Below are 18,997 nucleotides of genomic sequence, written 5' to 3' on the forward strand. Positions count from 1 at the left end.
TAATGATAGGAGAAATCATAGGAAACCGATTAAAGAGTCTCAGATTCTAATCTAAATCCTTCAACGACGACATCCTCATCGACTTCAAGTAAGAGGCACCGTTTTCCTTCAAACGTAATATATTTGATATATTTCAAATCTTTCGGGCTGATTGTCACATTCGCAATCTTCGTTTCAATTTTAATGTTTTTTGGAACTAAGCTGCTTGCTTTGAACTCATGATTTTCATCATCTACAACCGCCTTAAATGCATGTTCAACCTTAGCGGTACTCACATCTTCCACGCCGCTGACCGTTAAAATCCGTTCAATGTCCCGATGATCAATCATGGGCGCTTCTGTTTCTTCCTTTTCCTCTTCCTCTTCTTCTTTATCCTGCAGCATCTTATCCAGTTCCTGATAGACATTGGAAATGACCCTTGTATCCACTTCGTCCCCAATCACGTTTTTTAAGATAAGCTCGAAGCAGTCCTTCTCCTCTGCTGCTGTAATAAATTCCTCGCAATTAAGTACCTCATCAATAAAACCAAAATCAGGCTGATTAGCTTTACCAGCAGAATAGAGAATATGATTCACATCCGCTGAATTATCCGAAAAAGCAGGGAACAAAAAGCCTGATAATGGTGAAGCAATATTTAAAATAGGATCGACCGTATGATTCGGTTTAAATTCCTTTTCAATGTAATCAAACAGCAGCGTTCGTTTCGGCTGATCAATTTTATTCAAACTGCATAGAACAAACTGGCTGGAATAAACCTCATCATCCCCTCCCTCTTCCGATTCCAGACCCCTTTTTTTGGTCGGTTTTCGATAATCCCCGCGAATAAACGTCACGACTGTATCAAAGTCATAGATGGTATGAGTGAACATTTTCATGACAATTTGAAGCATATATTGTGTCCAATCATCCGTCGTGTCCGAATGTAATCCTTCGTAGAGAATGGCTTGTGTACTGTTCTCCACATCCCGCTTAAATTTCAGCTCAAATAATTTAGAATCCAGCTGACCGGTCAAAACTTTTTTAAAGTTTGCTAAAAACAATTCCTGAATTTCCTGCTCTAACATTTGAAAGGGCTGGCTTTCATAATGATAAATCTCTCCAGATTCACTTTTTACATAGACATTAAAGATTTCTCGAATATTCAGCTTGTAATTATCTAGTTTAAATTCCTTGCGGATATTTGCAATGTCTTTTTTATTCATATGTATCAACTCCCATTCCTTGATTATACTGTTCAGTCGAGAAAATAGTAATACTTGATATTCTTCTGTTTCATAACGATTGAACGAAAGATGCCTAAATACTATTGGATTACAGGAGTTCTTTCAAAAATAAAACCATTCGCAAAATTTCTCTTTCACGAATGGTTAGTTGATTTACTCTATTTTACTTTTTAACAGCATAAAAAATTTAAACTCTCATCATTTTGGTTACCTTATCAACGATTTCCTCGAAAGTGGTATTCAATGACAAAGCCATTTCTTTAAACAATATTTTTTGAATTGTGTGCAGGAGCTTACGGTCTTGATCATAGATTCTCTTGTTGGTCAGCTTTAGTTCTAAATCTTTTCTCATCAATGTATTGGCTATTTGGGCAATTTCCTGACGATTTCCTGTTTTAACAAGGCGGTTATATGTCATGCTGCGTTGTTTTGCATCGTCAATCCAGTCCATTCCCGGCTGTTTAAAGGACTTTAATAATTCTTCAGCCTTATCCCTATCCATCGGCTTCAGCATGATAACTTTATCATTATCCACTGGTGTACTTATTTTCAATGTCGACTCAGTCAACGGATGTAAAACATAATACGTTCTAGTTATTCCTGAAATCGTTTGATCACATATTTCATCAATTTGACATAATCCGTGCTCTGAATAGACAATCACATCACCAATTTCAAACATATTATTTCTCCTCTTTTTCATTATCAACTTAGTTTACAATATTAATTATAGATTATTACGTGAATATCGTCAACTTAATTGACAATTTTCACAGCCTTTCGTATAGTGAAAATAGCAAATAATGAATACATATGATTGTCAATCTGGTTGAAATCCATTACTGTATTTTATATAGTTGCCTTAATAAGAACAGGGGTGAGTTTCTTGAATTCTAAATTTCAGCACCTAGATTTAGTCGATATCCTAAGTGAACGCCATTTTCTGCTTCGCAGCATTACCGAAAAATTATGGAATGATAGCAGTGAAATCTATATTTCCAATTCCGAATGGTTTATTATGGCTAGAATCTATAAAAAACAGCCAACCATTTCTTATGTATCAAAGCATGTTGACATCTCACGGCAGGCCACACATAAATTTATCAAAAGCCTTGAATCTAAAGGATTGGTTGAAATTCATAACGTGGAAAATAATAAAAAAGAAAAATGCTTATGTTTGACTCCATTAGGAGAAGAATGCTATGAAAAAAATGAAGCATTAAAAGCTACTTTAGAGAAAAAAATTGAAGCAAAGATTGGATCAGAAAACTTATCTCTTTTAACTGAGATTCTAAAATTAGACTGGGGATTATATAATGAAAAACAATAATTAATCTGGAAAGTTTCCCCTTTTGTATCCGCATGTTTGTACCACTAGTTAACCAAGTACAGAATCACTGTGTGCCATACTAGAGGAGAATCCCCATGTCCCGTTAATTTTTCACCACCTTCGACAGAGATAATTTCATTCTTTAATGGAGGAAAAGCAGAAGCAAACTTTGCATCTACATTTTTCTCCCCTATCTCAGTTCGAATCTCCTCTGGGAAATATGTGAGCATCCATGGTTGTCGAAATAGTAATGATTAGCGATTTTGTATCCATTTCTATAATTACCCTCCTCCGTACCACTCGGTCTAGTATACTAGACTAAATAACTTTTCTGAATACTACGTTTTTTTATACCTCTACACTAGTATTGAGGTAATTTAACGCAACACTAAGGATAAAAAAAGAGAATCATAACTTTATGAAAAAGCTCCCTATGCCATCATTTTTCAATTACGAGGAAAGAGGCATTTGTGTTAAGATACAAATATAGTTAAATGTATGCGGTTACATAGCAAGGAGGGAATCCAAAATGAAAGTGTACGACTTTATGATTAGAAAAGTTTTTGCAGTAAAGCCAACGGATACGATCAGGGAATTATTAGACATATTGAATTCAAATCGAATTGGCGGCGTACCAGTCATTGATGATCAAGGCCATTTAGTTGGCATGGTATCAGATGGAGACGTATTACGCTATTTATCTCCAAAACCACTCGGGATTGCCAGCCTCGTTTATATAATCGAAGATGGGGACAAAGAGGAAGTTTTACAGGAAAAATTGAATACACAAGTAAAAGAAATTATGACGAAAAGAAATCTGCTTTACGTATCACCCGATGAAGACTTTGAAAGGGCTATTTGTTTGCTATCCAAGCATCATGTCAAAAAGCTGCCGGTTGTTAACGGGGCTGGCAGAGTGGTTGGTGTGATTAGCAGAGGCGATTTGATACATAACATTTCGAAACGATTATTACAGCCTGAAAATGAAGTTTTTTCCTTGTTCGGCTAAAACTATCATAAAAAAAACCATTCGTAAAATCACTTTACGAATGGTTTTTTCACAATCAATCTATCATTTACTTTTCGTGAACAGGTTCTGTTGCTTTCAAAGCAGAAGGAGATTTTTCCTGTACTGCATTAGGTTTTTTCATAAATAATGACAAGATTAAGGCAATCACTGAAATTCCTGTAACAAAGTAGAACGTATATTTTACTCCCGCCGCTAATATTTCAGTCTGCACGGCATCTGGAGCACCCGCTGCAAAACTAGTTTGACCGGCTGTTAATAGTGTAATAGCAATTGCTGTACCTGCTGCACCAGCTACTTGGTTCAATGTGTTCATAGCGGCTGAACCATCCCCATATAACTCACGTGGCAAGGCATTGAGTCCATTTGTTTGTGCTGGGATGGTTACCATTGTTAATCCAAAGAATAGAACCATAAAGGCTAAGATAATTTGCCAAGCAGGTGTTGTTGCTGAAATAGAAGCAACAAAAATAATATTCCCAATCAATACAATGAGGGATCCAGCAATGGCTAGTTTCTTTGGCCCAATTTTTTCAAATAGTGTTCCAACAATTGGTGACATAATTACGTTAACGGCATTACCTGGAAGTAGTATTAAACCAGCTGCTGCAGCACTAAATAATAAAGATCCCTTTAGATACATCGGTAGCAAAATCCCCGTTGATAAAATAACTAAAATACTTAAGAACATCATCGCTGTTCCTAATGTGAACATTGGCTGTTTGAATACGGCTAAATTAACCATAGGCTTATCCATTGAATTTTGGCGAAATCCAAATAATAATAGAGCAATCATCCCTGCTAGTAATGGCACCCAAACAATAGGAGCTGTAAACGGCGCACCTGCCATTGAAGCTAATCCATAAATTAAACCGCCAAAACCTACTGTTGATAAAACAATCGATAATACATCAATTTTAGGTTTTGTAATTTCCCCAACATTGACAATTTTAGCTACAGCAGCAAGAGTCAAGAGTATATAAAAAGCTGCACTGATCCAGAAAATATAATTCCATCCTAACGTACTAATAATGACACCGGAAAGAGTTGGTCCTAAAGCTGGTCCCAAGGTAATTACAAGACCCATAATTCCCATGACAACTCCACGTTTATGAATCGGGAATATCACTAAAAGAACACTTACCATGACCGGCATGATAATGCCTGTTCCCATTGCTTGTACAATACGACCGGTTTCTAAGATAGCGAAATTGGGAGAGAAGGCTGCTAGAATTGCTCCAGCCATCGAGATCACAAGTCCTCCGATAACTAATTGGCGTGTGCTGAACCATTTCATTAATAGTGCTGAAATGGGTACTAAAATAGCTAATGTTAATAAATAGCCTGTTGTCAGCCATTGTGCGGTGGCCTCTTTGATTGAAAATTGTTCCATAACATTTGTTAACGCCATATTTAAGGCTGTTTCACCAAATAATCCAATAAAGGCGCCAAGCATTAAAATCGCTGCCATTGTTTTTGGATTTTTAACTTGAATTTGTGTACTCATACTAATCCCCTTTTTTATTAATTAAATTAAACCAACCGGTCTGTTTTACACTATTTCAATAGTGCTTTCGAAAAATCAAGAATTCTCTAAATCATGTTCTTATTCAGAGTACTATTCTGAATAGATCATTACCTCTCTCCTGCCCCTTAATATTATCAACCTGGTTTACAAAAAATAATTATAAGTTATTTATTTTATATTGTCAACTTAATTGACGATTGAAATTGCTTTTTTAGTTATAGGAAAGGAAGACACTATTTATAAGCAAAAAAAGAAACCATATGGAAAAATATCCAAATGGTTTCTTTTTATCTACTATTTTATATAACCTTTTCGAAGCGATATTACTTTACTCTCGAAAGAGTGAGCCCGTCGCCGATTGGAACAAGTACAGATTCTAATTGAGGGTGGTTGGCAACCTTTTCATTAAACTTTCTCATAAATTCTGTATGGCGGATTGGCTGAGAATCTGGGTCTGCTACACTGCCGCGAGCTAATACATTATCAATGGCAATTAATGCACCAGGTTCTGCTAATTGAATGCAAAACTCCAGGTAGTTTTCATAATTTCCTTTGTCCGCATCAATAAAGAAAAAATCAAACCGTTTTTGATCATTGACTAGTTTTTCAAGACTTTGTAATGCCGGCCCAGCTAGATAGGTTACTTGATTGCCAAATCCTGCTTTTGATAGATTTCTATAAGCCAGCTTTGCGTAGTTTTCTTCTAATTCAAGGGAAGTTAATGATCCTTCACTGCCGAAGCCTCTTGCAAGACAAATCCCACTATAGCCGCCAAGAGCCCCTATTTCCAGAACCTTTTTAGCACCTGTCATGGATACAAGCATGGTAAGAAGCTTTCCTGTGGAAGGTGATACAGAAATATTTCGCATTCCATTTTCATTAATCGACACAAGAACTTCCTTTAATAGATCATCTTGTTTAGAAAATACCGAATCAATATATGTATTAATTTGTTTCATCTCTTTTTATCCCCTTTTCATTATCATGCAGCGTATCTTTACCAGTGAAAGCAGCGTCACCCAGATTTTCCTTACTCTTATTCTGTGTTTCTGTTAGTTCACTTTCTTCTATTTCAAATAGTTGAATAAATTCGTTTATCATCATATCAATGGCTTTTCATTCACCAACCAGCACTTGCTGGATTGACTGAAATTCCGGTTTTTCTAATTGCTCCATAATGGTTGCACGTTTTACCTTCAACCTCTCTAAAAAAGCGATTGCTCTTCCGCGTCGGAAGGTTTTCGCCCCACGGTGGCGAGAATGCTCTTTTCCTCGATTACTATGTTCGTGTCTCTTTTCCGTTTGCCCCCCCAAATTCCTGATTTCTCATCATTCAACCCCTCATCTCGTATACAATTGTATACTGAAGTCAATTTTTATCTGAATAGTCAGGTACTTTTTGTAAAATGATTGAAAAAATAAAACGAACAGCTTTTTAACTGTCCGTTCCTTCTGTTTAACATATACAAGTTTTCTTTTTTATTCCTATTCGGTCCTTGACTTCCACTTTCTTTATATATTCCGTTGCGAGCGGCACTTTACACGCTGTATTTCCAACGTCTACGTGCACCTTGCCTATCCATTCAGCCGCTTGTTTAGCTTCATCGGTCAATTCTTTTACATAAACGCCTACCGTAATAACAAAACTATTCATAACATATCGTACCCGGTTCCGTTCTTCATGGACTGTTTCTTTCACTTGGTTCAATAATGATCTAATTTCAGCAATATCCAGATTTTCATCAGGGGTAATTGATACATAGTTGGCATAAGTACTCCAGCCGCAAACCGCAATCATTTCGTCCTCTGACTTCATCCATTCTCTTGCTAGTTCTAGAGCATATTCACTCTCCGCTGCCACCCCTGCTACCGTATATTCGGCAAGCATATACCAATAAGCTTTTTTAGCCCAATTGTTTAGTGTATCCTTTGACATCAGCTTTGGATTGATTGAAAGGCCGGCTAAATACATCGCATCATGATTGCCAGAATCATATAATTGTAAGGCTAGTTCATCATCCTTCTTCACAAACTTGACTAGTTTTTTTAAATCTCCTACTTTTACTCCAAAATAGGGCTCTTTAGCTCCATGATTAGAAAACGTTCGCTTCGTCTGCTCTGAACCTAATTCTTCAAGCTTTTGCATCATTTCCTCATAAGTCATATTGGTCCCCTTCCACTTCAACTCTTACTTTTGTATTAGACAATATCCCTCATTATAGCACTCCTCATTAATAACCATTCGCTGTACAAAGTAAAAGTCCTTTCGATTTCAGCTGCGAAACATTTTGCACTTTTGTATTGCTGTTTTAACAAAAAGCCTTGTTTATTAGCATTATTGATTTTTGACTCATCAACATGATTCGTTAACATAGTCAACAAAAAAAGAACAGGATATGAATGAATATCCTGTTCTGTTCCATAAAATAGCTATAGCGCTTGATCTACGCATGACTCTATTTATATTTTGGCATATAAATCACAGCTTTGAATAAATCTCCGTCCACTTGAATGAGAAATCTCCCCTTTTGAATTTCAATTAAGCTTTTTGTTATTGATAAGCCTAAGCCGCTTCCTTCACTTAATCTAGATTCATCCCCTCTTGTAAAACGCTCCATGAGTTCATCTGCTGAAATGTTCAGCTCATAAGCTGAGATATTTTTAAAGGTCAATAAGATTTCATTTCCTTGATTTTCAATATCAATATAAACTCTTGAGCCTTTAAGGGCGTATTTGAAAATATTGGATAAAACATTCTCAATAGATCTCCAGAGTAATCTTCCATCTGCTAACATAAAGACTTTTTCCTCTGGATGATTCAGCTTAAATGTTAATTCTGAAGCTTCAATTTTGTCACTGACCTCTCCCAACCCCTGATTAATTAGCGAGACGATATCAATTTTTTCAAGTTGAACCGGAATATTTCCGCTTGAGGCTTTTGCCGCTTCGAATAAATCATCTGTCATTACTTTCAATCGCTTCGACTTTTGCTCAAGTACCTCAATATATTCTGCCATCTTTACTGGATCATTCTCCTGTTTCAATAAATCCACATAAGTAATAATAGAAGTCAATGGTGTTCTAATATCATGAGAGACATTGGTGATAAGCTCCGTTTTTAGCCGCTCACTTTTCAGTTCATTATCAACGGCCTTATTCAAACCATCAGTGATGCGATTAATATTCGATGCTAGTCTGCTAAATTCGCCTTTGCCATCTACCTCAATACTGTGGTGAATTTCTCCATCCTTTATTCTTTCTACTCCTTCTTGAATCGCTTGAAATGCCTTAATTTTCTTTAAAGCAAACCAAGCCGCAAAACCAATAGTAATTGGAAAAATGAAAAAAGTTACAGCAACCAAAATAGGATAACCTACAACAATGAGTACGGTTTTCACCCCTACACTGCCGCTTTCATACACATTTCTGATAAATGCAATAAACTTTGAAAGAACAACATAGATAAAGGAATGTTTCATGAAAGTTCTATTTTTCAAATGCCTTATCAGCGATAGAATCAACACAAATCCAGCTGTTGCAATAGGAACCGTTAATGGAATAACCATGATCTCCATACTTTGAAATGGAACCGCATCGAGCAAAACAACCCACAGCATGATTAGTCCTAAACACAGCAGAATCTTAATATCATTATAAATTTTATCTAGCGCGTGTAAATGAACTTCTTCATCTTTAAAGAATTTTCTACCTGTCACAAGCATTAAATAAATAAATATTAGGATAAACCCAAGGGAAAATCCAATGAATATCAATAAACCTCTCTCAGCAGCTTCCTTGTTTGCTTCCCACTCTTTAATGCTTTCTTGTAAAAACTTTTCCGGAAAAGCAATAGAAATAACCTGGCTATCCTGATTCATTTCATTCAAATAAGTCAGATGGCTTAGCAGATACTCATTTTCTTCTAATTCTTTTGGAAACAGCTCTCTTTTATAGTCTTCAAAGATCATATAAGACGGATACGACTTAAAGTTTTCTTTTTCACCCTTTGGACTGTTTGTATAGATATTTACCCCATCGCTTGCATAAAATAATGGATTTTTGTATTCTTCTACACGCTGCAGCAATAGATGAAATTGCTTTAGGTCCCCTTTGATTAATTGATCCCTAAGTGAAGTGATTTTATCCGCATATTCTTCTTTAAATACTTCATAGTTTTTTGCTTCGCTTTGTTCTGGATTATAGCGAAGAGAGTGCGCTTGAAAATCATAATAAAGAGTTTCTTCTTCCATTCTTAGTTCCTCTTCACTGATTGTACCGCCATTGAGTATATGTTCTTCACTCTTATATTCTCTTATAAGCGTTGTCAGGTCACTAATAAGTGCTTCACTTTCCTGTACATAGGATTTGCTGTGAAAGTAGCTTTCTTCAAAAACCGTACTGAAATCACTATTTCGGATAATTTCAATATCAACAAACGCTTTAATGACTCCTGAAAAACAGAGAATAGCCAGAAGGAATATAAATATTTTCGTTACTATTGAGTGACTATAATTTTTCAACTTTGTACCCAACTCCCCACACCACTTTTAAATATCTTGGCTCTTTTGGATTGATTTCAATTTTTTCCCGAATCTTTCTAATATGAACGGCTACTGTATTCTCTGGACTAAATGCCGTCTCATTCCATACCTTTTCGTAAATTTCCTCAATAGAAAATACTCTTCCCGCATTTGCCGTCAAAAGCTTTAAAATCTTGTATTGTACCGGTGTAAGGTGGACTTCCTCGCCATCAACCGCAATCGTTTTACTTTCATCATCAATCACAAGACCCCCGCTTTGATAGACGTTACTTTTGCTTTCAAGACCTCCTAATGTGGTATATCTTCTTAGCTGCGACTTTACTCTTGCGATGAGCTCTAAAGGATTAAAAGGCTTGGTTATATAATCATCCGCTCCGATATTTAAGCCCAATATTTTGTCATAATCCTCTGATTTGGCTGAAAGCATAATTAAAGGAATTTTAATAGCCTCTCTAATCTTCATGGTAGCGGTGATTCCGTCCATCTTCGGCATCATAATATCCATGATGATCAGATGAACCTCATTTTCTTCCATTAACTGTATCGCTTCTTCTCCGTTAAAAGCTTTCAATATTTGATAACCTTCATTTTCTAAATAGATTCCAATCGCATCAACAATGGCTTTATCATCATCACAAACCAATATGTTCATGAAAACTCACTCCTATAAATAGATTCTTTCATTATTTATCACCTCAGTATGATTATCTAGGAGAATCATATCAAGTAAATCTTAACAAACGCCTTATGTAAATCTTAAGATTTTCTTACGATGAAAAAAAAGCTGGCAATCAGCCAGCTTACTTTATAAAGTGAAACTTCCATTTAACTATTCAGATGTTTGCTTTTTAAATCCAGCCATTACTCTGGAACAATATCCACTGCCACGTCTTCATAAAGCTGTTTCTCATAGCTTTTAATTAGTCCATTCTTTACTATATCTTTTTTTGAAAGAACCTTCTGTTTCCATTGAATAGAGATCTTCCCTTCAAAAGGAAATGGATTCACAGACACTGTATATCGATTTCGCCATTGCAGAGTCATGATCGAGGATTCTTCTTGCCCTGGCTGCTTCGGGAGTGTGATGCCTTTTTGAAAAAAGAAATGTTCCTTGTCCTTTAAAACACCGGGCTCATTTAAGCACAAATAGAGGGAAATATCGTCACCGAAGCGTAACATTCCATAATGAAAGGAGAACAAATCCTTATCAACTTCTCCAAGCCTATGAATGATTCGCTGCTGCCGCTCTTTCTCTTGTTCGATAAAAGCAACAGCTGTTTGAGAAGAATCAGGCAGTAAAAATCTTGAATAATGTTTGCTGCAAAGAAGAGCCGCATAAGGGTCATGTTTTTCCACTTCATTAATGCCAAAAGTGTAAATAACCGTTTTTGGTGATAATGGATAATTTGAGAATGTATACGGAGCTTGACCTCGATCATTCCAAAAGGGCTGTTTGTCAAAAGATTTCCAACCATAATCATGATATCGAATCGCATATTGGACAGACTGCCAGAAATCTTCACCATGAAAAAGAGATTTCTTCCAATTCTCCATGATTTCACCTGAAACAAGACCATGATTGTCTTGTTCGATTAAAATGAATGTGTCCTCTTGTTCTCTAACAATCATTATAGTCCCCCTATACTCCCGTTTAGCTTCTTTTTCAATTATCTTCTATTCATCATATGTTAATAACACTCACATAACAACGTTTTTAGCAGGACAGCCACTACACAGCAGAACGTGAAAATGAGTGAATCATGGGCTCTTACAAGAGAAAAATCTTCTTTTCAACTAAGCGTGCGCATATATTGATAAGAACTAGTTTTTAAAATCAACTATTTCCTTTGATTTGACGTAAACTGTTAACTTTTTAGGTTTACAATGATTCAATATTCAGCAAAGGATGTGTGGGACAATATGAATATAAAAACATTTGTTAGATTATATCAAGATTTTTTACAAGAGAGTGAACAGAAGGGCTGGAAAGTAGAAGTTCTTATCGAGGAATTTGGGAATTACCTCGCATCCATAAAGAATAATGAAGGCATTGAGGTTCAATTTTTTATTGAGCTAGACTTAGAGAATAGTGAAAAACTAAACGATACAACGAAGCAAGGTAACCTGAATTATGGTGTGATTAGGCAAAAAGGGGAAGGGGACTTATTTGCCAAAGAAGTGTTGGAGGCGTTTCACCAGTATTGGGCAAAACACTCTTTAAAACAGAAAAACTTTATCATCTATAAACGATAAGCGATGAATTCTAATCTTTTTATTATTTAGCTTTGTTTATTAACAGTGTTAATTTTTTGACTCATCTAAAGAAAGAAATGGATATTTCTCACAGATGAGTCAAAGATCTGACTGATTAATATGATTCGTTAACAGAGCCTATTATTTAATAGGGATGAAAATACGTTGACCTGTCATAAATGTAAATTATCATAGGGATTCCATCCTTTTATTTTATCGACCAAATACTGCACTCCATATAATAAATAGGCTTTATAGTGCAAGTAGAAGAAAAATTGTAAATGACTTAACCGATTCAGTCGAATGACTTTCATCTTTTTGAATAGATCAATGATAAGAAAAGCAAAGAGTCCATCAGCAATCGCATTTAGTATAATAAACTTTTTAAAGTTTCCGTATGAATATTTCAACAGCCACATAGAAAGAGGCATATAGGGGCCCACACTAAAAGGAAGTTCATCCCTAATAAATGATTTTCGGAAATCGTAAAACTTCCACCACTTCCTTCTATGCCCATATAAATGATTAATGATCTCAAAAATAACAATAAAAATACCCGAAATGGAATAACGTTTGAGACTTTTTTTCCCAATAAATAACAAAGTTAACCATGGGATCAATATAATTGATAAATTAAAAACCGAGTGCCTCTTTGTTGCCATCGTCTTTCACCTCAACTTACGTTTTCAACTCTTTCTTAAAATATCCAATTTTTATAATAAAAAACCTCCCTTTTTTCCAAAATAAATAGGTGATTACTATTCTTCAGTAATCACCCGTTTGTTTATAGCAGAGAAAAATAGTAAGGAATACTTACTCTAAAAAGATATCCCTTTCAAGTTCCTGATTTATCTTCTCTTTCCTAAATAATAGCCTGTAAGAAACACAGCAAAGGTATAACCGCTGACAACTAGTATCGGGCTTAATACTCCTTTATTACGATTCCAAAACTTAACATAAAAACTACCTAATTGATTTTCTATTACTAAATTATAATGAAAGACAATAACACCTGCCAAAAAGAGCATAAACGAAAACCTAAACAAAGTTAACCAGTCTATCTCACTCTGTTTCTTCCTTCTTTTCCTTTTTGTTTTTTTATTTTCAGAAGAATGGAGTTGGGCTTTATTTGCCGGAGAAATTTCTCTTTTTGGCATAAATTGACTCCTTTCAAAGGATAATCAATAATTATTAGCTTTCGAAAATGTTACCTAAACGATTTATTCCTTTTTCAGCGGTATCCATCATTTCATCAAACAGCTCCCCAACAGTAGGAATTGTGTTAATTAAACCAATAACCTGTCCAGCCCAGCCAAAACCTTCTGCTTCGTTTCCATCATAGATATAGCGGAGGTTCGCTTCACCGCTAACCATATCTTTCAGGTCTTCATAGGTAGCACCTTTTTGTTCAAGGTCAATAATATGCTGAGCAAATTCTGATTTCAACACACGACCAGGTGCACCAATTGTTCTCTTAATAATCACTGTGTCTGTCTCATTTGCTTGAAGGATTGCCTCTTTATATTTCTCGTTTGCATGAACACATTCTTGTGTAGCAATAAAGCGAGTTCCCATTTCAATACCTTCTGCCCCAAGTGCAAAAGCTGCCAATAACCCGCGTCCATCGCCAATGCCTCCGCTGGCTAATACAGGAATCGATACAGCATCAACAACACGGGGAATCAGAACCATTGTACCAATATCGTCGCGACCTATATGTCCTCCACCTTCTTGACCAACTGCCATAACCGCATCCGCACCGAGCTGTTCAGCTTTTTGCGCTTGTCTAGCCCCTGATACAAGTACAAGAGTACGAATATTTTCTCCTTTAATCCGTTCAAACACAGGCTGCGGATTCGCTCCAGTGATGGAAATGACCGGTACCTTTTCCTCAATTGCTACTTCTAATAACTCCTTATAATTCCCATCGTGTCGCGCAATGGCAAAATTGACGCCAAACGGTTTCTCAGTAAGTGACCGTACTTTACGAATTTCCTCCCGAAGTTTCTCAGGTGTACGCAGTGTTGCTGCTGTAATTTGTCCCAAGCCTCCTGCGTTCGACACTGCAGCAGCCAGTTCGGCATAAGCAAGGTGGGCAAGCCCTCCTTGTACGATTGGATACTTAATTCCAAAGATTTCAGTTACTCGTGTCTTCAATATGTATTCCACTCCTTTTTATAGGTTCATGTAGTTACCTATTCGACAAAAAGAAAAGGATTCCTGTCATTTATCTGCACAAAAAAAAACAGACCCTGCAAAGAGAGTCTGTTTTTAAGCTATTATTAAGCTTTTTGAACGTTTGCAGCTTGTGGTCCGCGTTGTCCTTGTTCAACTTCAAAAGTTACTGTTTGACCTTCGTCTAAAGATTTGAAACCTTCGCCTTGGATAGCTGAGAAATGTACGAATACGTCTTCTCCTGCTTCACGCTCGATGAATCCAAAACCTTTTTCTGCATTAAACCATTTTACTTTACCTGTTTCCATTATTGTTGCCTCCTAGTGTGGATATCCACACAATTTGTTACTATCCTTGCTCAAATACCTTAGACGAAAAACAAAATTCTCAATCTGATGTAGAACAAAAATAATTCTTCCTTAGAATAACAGATAGTTGGAGAAAAAGCAAATCAGGTTTTCTATTTTCTCAACTTTTTTACGCAATCTATCACAAGAATGGCTTTTATAGAGCAGAATAAGGGATAGAAATCATCCAATATTTGGAGGAATTCTATCCCTTATTTCTTAAAAATAAACGATTGTTCTGACTAAATCCTGAATACTTCCATCATTGGCACTTCTAGTATATACCCAAAGCTCACCAACGCTTGATGTAGGACTTCTATCCCATGGCACTGTACTAATAAAAGAACCATATGCAGGAGCACCGATATCGGCCGTCGTGAAACGTTCGTTCGATACAATCACACCGTTAGCATCCCTTACTTGGTGCAGCACATTGGCTTCAAAAGCTCTCGCCTGCCCTTCAATCCTTTGGCCAGAGGCGACTCTAGTTCCCGGAAGCGGATTCCACACAACAATATTTCTTGAGGTTATTTGGGGAAGAATGAGCTGATACCCAGGCCAAATCACATCTGTTTGAAACCCTGGCCGACCTTGGTTCGCACTTATGATGCTTTGCAAAGGAGTCCCAAATTTCCGTGAGATATTAAACAATGAATCTCCCATCTGAATTTCATAGATAAATGCTGGTATCGTTACTAATTGACCAGGATAAATCATACTTGGATTTTCTATACGATTAATACCAGAAACTAAATCTACATGGGAACTAAATTTCATAGCGATTGAGTTCATTGAATCGCCCGATTTCACTATATAAGATACCTTTCCTGCACTAGAAACGTCAGGTACTACTAACAGATTGCCCGGATAGATTAGACCAGGATCGGTAACCGGGGGATACAAATGATTAATTCTCATTATTTCTTGAACAGAACTGCGATACCTTTGCGCGATTGAATAGAGAGTATCTCCTGGCCGAACGGTATAAAGATAATTTTTCCTCGTGATGATCGGCATCCTTATCACTCCATTTTTTATTTCAATAACAAGATTTATCAGGACCATTGTGGATACCACAATTTGAACATGTATTAAAGTTAATACTTATAAACTCCCAGTTGGCTCCAATGACGATTACCGAAGTTAAATCGAACTGGATATCCGTACGCCTCTGTCAACTTATCTAATAACTCTTGGTTAAAATGAAAGGCAGCTCCAGGAGGGTGATAGATGGAACCTGGCTGCATATGTTCAACATGTATTACACCAAACGTCTTTTCATCTTCTTCTGCAGCTGACCAAACATTATAGCCCATTTCAGGTCTAATGATATAAGGCGTAATCATGTCATGAAGCTCTTGTTGGCCTACTTTATTCATTGGATTAGCAGGAGGATGCTCTGCCATTTGTGTTTTTAATGACGTCATACAGTCCTTTAATTTTTTTTGGCAGTCTGTCAGTTCGTTACGAATTTGATAATAGTCTGACGTTACAGATAAGGTTAATGTTTCCTCATCCCAATTCACTTGTGCTCCTACTTTCGAAAACTGGGCGATTGGTACATAAACATATGGAAACTGAGCTCCTTCAGGCTGATAATTTAATGCTTGGTACGGAAATACATTGATATTCTGCTGATTAACATAGACCGGTTGATCTACTGTATAGGCTGTTACAGGTTTGTATTGCCGAAAATCATAACCAGCACTGCTTGTATACCAGTTCCCTTGTGGAACAAAGTGGAAATCATTCATATCAGGAACTCCTTTATAATCAGATATTAATTGGCCATATAATGTATTCACCCCACTTCTTTTGGTTACTAATGAGAATGTTTGGGGCGGTATAGTGCCAGATATGATGAAATTCTGTTTCTACTATATAATTAGTTGTGCACCATACTTGCTAGAATACTAACCTCACGTTAAAATTAAATTTTGCGAACAAGATTTTCATATTTATATGTTTTCGCAGTATGACTTAGGGGGATCAACATGAACGTAATTGAGGTTCAAAATTTACGGAAAGAATTTAAGTCGTATTCAAGCCGATCTGGTTTATCCGGGGCATTCAGGGACTTGTTTACGAGAAATTATAAAATCCATGCGGCCGTTGATAATATTTCCTTGAACGTTAAACAAGGAGAAATGGTTGGCTACATCGGGGAAAACGGTGCTGGAAAATCCACAACGATTAAAATGCTGACAGGTATACTGACTCCCACATCCGGTTCGATTCTTGTAAATGGAATGAACCCTCACAAACAGCGGGAAGAATTCGTGAGAACGATTGGAGTCGTTTTCGGACAGCGGTCCCAGCTCTGGTGGGACATTGCCGTTCAAGAATCATTTCGATTATTGAAAAAGGTCTATCGTGTTTCAGATGAAGAGTATAACAGACATATGGGTCATGTCATTGACACATTAGATATCGGTCCTTTACTAGATAAACCGGTACGGAAGCTGTCACTCGGACAACGTATGCGCTGCGAATTAGCCGCCGCACTTATACACAACCCTCCTCTCCTCTTTTTAGACGAGCCGACCATCGGACTAGATGTTTTAGTCAAATTAAAAATCCGTGAGTTTCTAAAAGAAATTAACGAGCAATATAAAACAACCATCCTGCTGACGACACATGACTTAACCGATATTGAAGCCCTATGTGAACGGGTTGTTTTATTAGATGAAGGAAAAATCATCTATGATGGAAAGCTTAACCAGCTGCAAGCCCATGCAGTGGAAGGGAAACAAGTCGAATTTGAGTTTTTAGCAGAAATGACAAGAAGCCGTTTGCCGGATATTCAATATGTTCAATGGGAGCAAAAAGACGCCACCACATGGCTAGCTTATATTGATGGAGACGAACAGCTTGTATCTCAATTAATCAGTACGATTGTACAAAAGAACCCGATTAAAAATGTAAGGATTAACGAGATTTCGACCGAAGAAATTGTCCGCAGGATTTATGAAGAAGGAATGGCCCTCTCATGAGTATGTATATCGAAATGATTCGGGTTCGTTTCTTAATGATGCTTGCCTACCGGACAAACTATTATAGCGGTATTCTCATTTACAGTATTAACATTGGAGCCTACTATTTTCTATGGTCGGCGATATATGGCGGCAAAGAAGAGATACAAGGCTTATCCGTCCTGCAAATGACCACATATGTGGCTGTGTCTTGGATGGCAAGAGCTTTTTATTTCAACAATATTGACCGTGAAATTGCAGCTGAAATTAAAGATGGAAAAGTGGCCATTGAAATGATTCGTCCTTATAACTATTTAGGGATGAAAACAATGCAGGCCTTAGGCGAAGGTATTTTCCGTCTCTTGTTTTTCTCTGTTCCAGGTCTCATCATTGTGGCGTTCATCTTTCCAATAGGCTTTTCAGCAAGTCCTTCGACATGGATGTTCTTCTTTGTTTCGCTCGTGTTTAGTTTTATCGTCAATACGCAAATCAACCTGTTGACAGGTATTATGACATTCTTCTTATTTAATAATGCAGGTTTAATTCGTGCGAAACGAGTGGTCATCGATTTGTTCTCAGGGCTCTTGCTTCCAATTTCGTTTTATCCAGGATGGGCCGAGAATCTCATGACCTATCTGCCGTTTCAGGCAATCAGCTATGTTCCTAGTATGATTTTTACAGAAGGTTTTGCCGGACAGGAGATTACGAATGCCATTCTTCTGCAGGCTGTCTGGGTTCTGATTCTGCTGATTCCAATTCGTCTGTTATGGTCTCTAGCAAAAAAACAATTAATTGTGCAAGGAGGCTGACATATGTTTTATGTTTCGATGTTCTTTCAATACGCCTCTCAATATTTAAAAACAAGGTTCACCTATCGAGTAGATACGGCTGTTGAAATTCTATCTGACTTATTAAATCAGGCCGTCAATTTAATCTTTATTTTAGTCGTCTTTGGTCACACATCCCTCTTAAGCGGCTGGAGCCGGGACGAAATTATCTTTATTTATGGCTTTTTCCTTGTGCCGTTTGCGTTATTTTCAACCTTTTTTAATATATGGGACTTTAATGAACGCTATATTGTAAAAGGAGAAATGGACCGTGTCTTAACCCGCCCTGTTCACAGTCTGTTCCAAATCATTATGGAACGGATGGAACTGGAATCCTTGTTTGGAGTAATCACCGGGCTAGTTGTGATGGGATATGCCGGAATGAATTTAGGTTTGTCCTTTACCTGGTATGATGTTTTGATTTTCTTTGTCATGGTGATTGGCGGAATGTTTATTTATGCAGGGATTTTTCTTTCCATTGCTACGATCGGATTTTGGTCGGACAGCCGGACCGATATTATGCCGATGATGTATAATATCAGCAATTACGGCCGCTACCCTGTTAATATCTATAACAAGATCATTCAATTTGTGTTAACCTGGATTCTCCCTTTCGCCTTTGTTGGGGTCTATCCTGCCTCTTATTTTTTAAATCGAGAAGAATGGTACGGGTACGCCTTTCTAACTCCTGTCATGGGAGCCGTTTTCTTCGGTTTGGCTGTAGTGCTGTGGAATACGGGCGTTAAGAAATACCGCGGGGCTGGGAATTAATTA

General features: G+C 37.0%; 22 protein-coding genes. 6 read left to right on the forward strand and 16 right to left on the reverse strand.

Annotation, left to right across the window (positions count from 1 at the left end):
* Positions 1–29: 29 nt before the first annotated feature.
* On the reverse strand, positions 30–1,202 hold the full coding sequence (locus F4V44_RS06480) for a DUF4317 domain-containing protein (protein ID WP_150439191.1): 1,173 nt from the start codon (positions 1,200–1,202) through the stop codon (positions 30–32).
* Positions 1,203–1,410: 208 nt separating this feature from the next.
* Entirely contained in the window at positions 1,411–1,905 is a 495-nt protein-coding gene (locus tag F4V44_RS06485) for a CarD family transcriptional regulator (RefSeq protein WP_150439192.1), read from the reverse strand.
* Between the two features lie 204 nt (positions 1,906–2,109).
* On the opposite strand from F4V44_RS06485, the gene F4V44_RS06490 reads away from it, so the two are divergent.
* Both F4V44_RS06490 and F4V44_RS06495 read left to right on the forward strand, forming a co-directional pair.
* On the forward strand, positions 2,110–2,553 hold the full coding sequence (locus F4V44_RS06490) for a MarR family winged helix-turn-helix transcriptional regulator (RefSeq protein ID WP_150439193.1): 444 nt from the start codon (positions 2,110–2,112) through the stop codon (positions 2,551–2,553).
* 529 nt (positions 2,554–3,082) lie between these two features.
* Positions 3,083–3,562: a CBS domain-containing protein gene (locus tag F4V44_RS06495; protein WP_150439194.1), complete on the forward strand. Its 480-nt coding sequence runs from the start codon at positions 3,083–3,085 to the stop codon at positions 3,560–3,562.
* Positions 3,563–3,629: 67 nt separating this feature from the next.
* Here F4V44_RS06495 and F4V44_RS06500 read toward each other — a convergent pair whose 3' ends face one another.
* From F4V44_RS06500 to F4V44_RS06530, 8 genes are all read right to left on the reverse strand, one after another.
* Positions 3,630–5,087 (reverse strand): DHA2 family efflux MFS transporter permease subunit, encoded by a 1,458-nt coding sequence (locus F4V44_RS06500; protein WP_150439195.1) that lies wholly within the window; start codon positions 5,085–5,087, stop codon positions 3,630–3,632.
* 344 nt (positions 5,088–5,431) lie between these two features.
* Positions 5,432–6,067, reverse strand: a complete 636-nt coding sequence (locus F4V44_RS06505) for an O-methyltransferase (protein WP_150439196.1) — start codon at positions 6,065–6,067, stop codon at positions 5,432–5,434.
* Positions 6,054–6,212, reverse strand: coding sequence for a hypothetical protein (locus tag F4V44_RS28365; protein ID WP_396897483.1), 159 nt, complete (start codon positions 6,210–6,212; stop codon positions 6,054–6,056). Before F4V44_RS28365 ends, F4V44_RS06505 begins: the two co-directional genes overlap by 14 nt.
* A gap of 12 nt (positions 6,213–6,224) precedes the next feature.
* On the reverse strand, positions 6,225–6,422 hold the full coding sequence (locus F4V44_RS28370) for a hypothetical protein (protein WP_396897484.1): 198 nt from the start codon (positions 6,420–6,422) through the stop codon (positions 6,225–6,227).
* 142 nt (positions 6,423–6,564) lie between these two features.
* Positions 6,565–7,272 carry a DNA alkylation repair protein gene (locus F4V44_RS06515; RefSeq protein WP_150439197.1) on the reverse strand — a complete coding sequence of 236 codons (708 nt, stop codon included), beginning with the start codon at positions 7,270–7,272 and terminating at the stop codon, positions 6,565–6,567.
* A 292-nt stretch (positions 7,273–7,564) separates the two neighbouring features.
* A complete protein-coding gene (locus F4V44_RS06520; protein ID WP_223881819.1) occupies positions 7,565–9,628 on the reverse strand; it encodes a HAMP domain-containing sensor histidine kinase in 2,064 nt (687 codons plus the stop codon).
* The gene (locus tag F4V44_RS06525; RefSeq protein WP_150439199.1) at positions 9,615–10,301 is read right to left on the reverse strand and encodes a response regulator transcription factor; all 687 of its coding nucleotides are present in this window, start codon (positions 10,299–10,301) and stop codon (positions 9,615–9,617) included. The genes F4V44_RS06520 and F4V44_RS06525 overlap by 14 nt, the downstream gene beginning before the upstream one ends.
* 209 nt (positions 10,302–10,510) lie before the next feature.
* Positions 10,511–11,278, reverse strand: a complete 768-nt coding sequence (locus F4V44_RS06530) for a DUF3891 family protein (protein WP_150439200.1) — start codon at positions 11,276–11,278, stop codon at positions 10,511–10,513.
* A 291-nt stretch (positions 11,279–11,569) separates the two neighbouring features.
* Between F4V44_RS06530 and F4V44_RS06535 the strand changes: the two genes are divergently transcribed.
* Positions 11,570–11,902, forward strand: coding sequence for a hypothetical protein (locus F4V44_RS06535; protein WP_150439201.1), 333 nt, complete (start codon positions 11,570–11,572; stop codon positions 11,900–11,902).
* Positions 11,903–12,075: 173 nt separating this feature from the next.
* Here the strand turns inward: F4V44_RS06535 and F4V44_RS06540 are convergent, their stop codons facing one another.
* The 6 genes from F4V44_RS06540 to F4V44_RS06565 form a co-directional block, all read right to left on the reverse strand.
* Positions 12,076–12,564, reverse strand: coding sequence for a hypothetical protein (locus tag F4V44_RS06540; protein WP_150439202.1), 489 nt, complete (start codon positions 12,562–12,564; stop codon positions 12,076–12,078).
* A 186-nt stretch (positions 12,565–12,750) separates the two neighbouring features.
* A complete protein-coding gene (locus tag F4V44_RS06545; protein ID WP_150439203.1) occupies positions 12,751–13,059 on the reverse strand; it encodes a hypothetical protein in 309 nt (102 codons plus the stop codon).
* Positions 13,060–13,093: 34 nt separating this feature from the next.
* The gene (locus F4V44_RS06550; protein ID WP_150439204.1) at positions 13,094–14,059 is read right to left on the reverse strand and encodes an NAD(P)H-dependent flavin oxidoreductase; all 966 of its coding nucleotides are present in this window, start codon (positions 14,057–14,059) and stop codon (positions 13,094–13,096) included.
* A 125-nt stretch (positions 14,060–14,184) separates the two neighbouring features.
* Positions 14,185–14,385 (reverse strand): cold-shock protein, encoded by a 201-nt coding sequence (locus F4V44_RS06555; protein WP_150439205.1) that lies wholly within the window; start codon positions 14,383–14,385, stop codon positions 14,185–14,187.
* 258 nt (positions 14,386–14,643) lie between these two features.
* Entirely contained in the window at positions 14,644–15,441 is a 798-nt protein-coding gene (locus tag F4V44_RS06560) for a LysM peptidoglycan-binding domain-containing protein (RefSeq protein WP_150439206.1), read from the reverse strand.
* A gap of 80 nt (positions 15,442–15,521) precedes the next feature.
* Positions 15,522–16,178 carry a hypothetical protein gene (locus tag F4V44_RS06565; RefSeq protein WP_150439207.1) on the reverse strand — a complete coding sequence of 219 codons (657 nt, stop codon included), beginning with the start codon at positions 16,176–16,178 and terminating at the stop codon, positions 15,522–15,524.
* 240 nt (positions 16,179–16,418) lie between these two features.
* Between F4V44_RS06565 and F4V44_RS06570 the strand changes: the two genes are divergently transcribed.
* The 3 genes from F4V44_RS06570 to F4V44_RS06580 are packed head-to-tail and all read left to right on the forward strand — an operon-like array spanning position 16,419 to position 18,994.
* A complete protein-coding gene (locus F4V44_RS06570) occupies positions 16,419–17,417 on the forward strand; it encodes an ABC transporter ATP-binding protein (RefSeq protein WP_150439208.1) in 999 nt (332 codons plus the stop codon).
* The gene (locus F4V44_RS06575) at positions 17,414–18,205 is read left to right on the forward strand and encodes an ABC transporter permease (protein WP_150439209.1); all 792 of its coding nucleotides are present in this window, start codon (positions 17,414–17,416) and stop codon (positions 18,203–18,205) included. The genes F4V44_RS06570 and F4V44_RS06575 overlap by 4 nt, the downstream gene beginning before the upstream one ends.
* Positions 18,206–18,208: 3 nt before the next feature.
* Entirely contained in the window at positions 18,209–18,994 is a 786-nt protein-coding gene (locus tag F4V44_RS06580; protein ID WP_150439210.1) for an ABC transporter permease, read from the forward strand.
* Positions 18,995–18,997 lie beyond the last annotated feature (3 nt).

This window comes from Niallia endozanthoxylica, from assembly GCF_008710145.1.
GTDB lineage: Bacteria > Bacillota > Bacilli > Bacillales > Cytobacillaceae > Bacillus_BD > Bacillus_BD endozanthoxylica.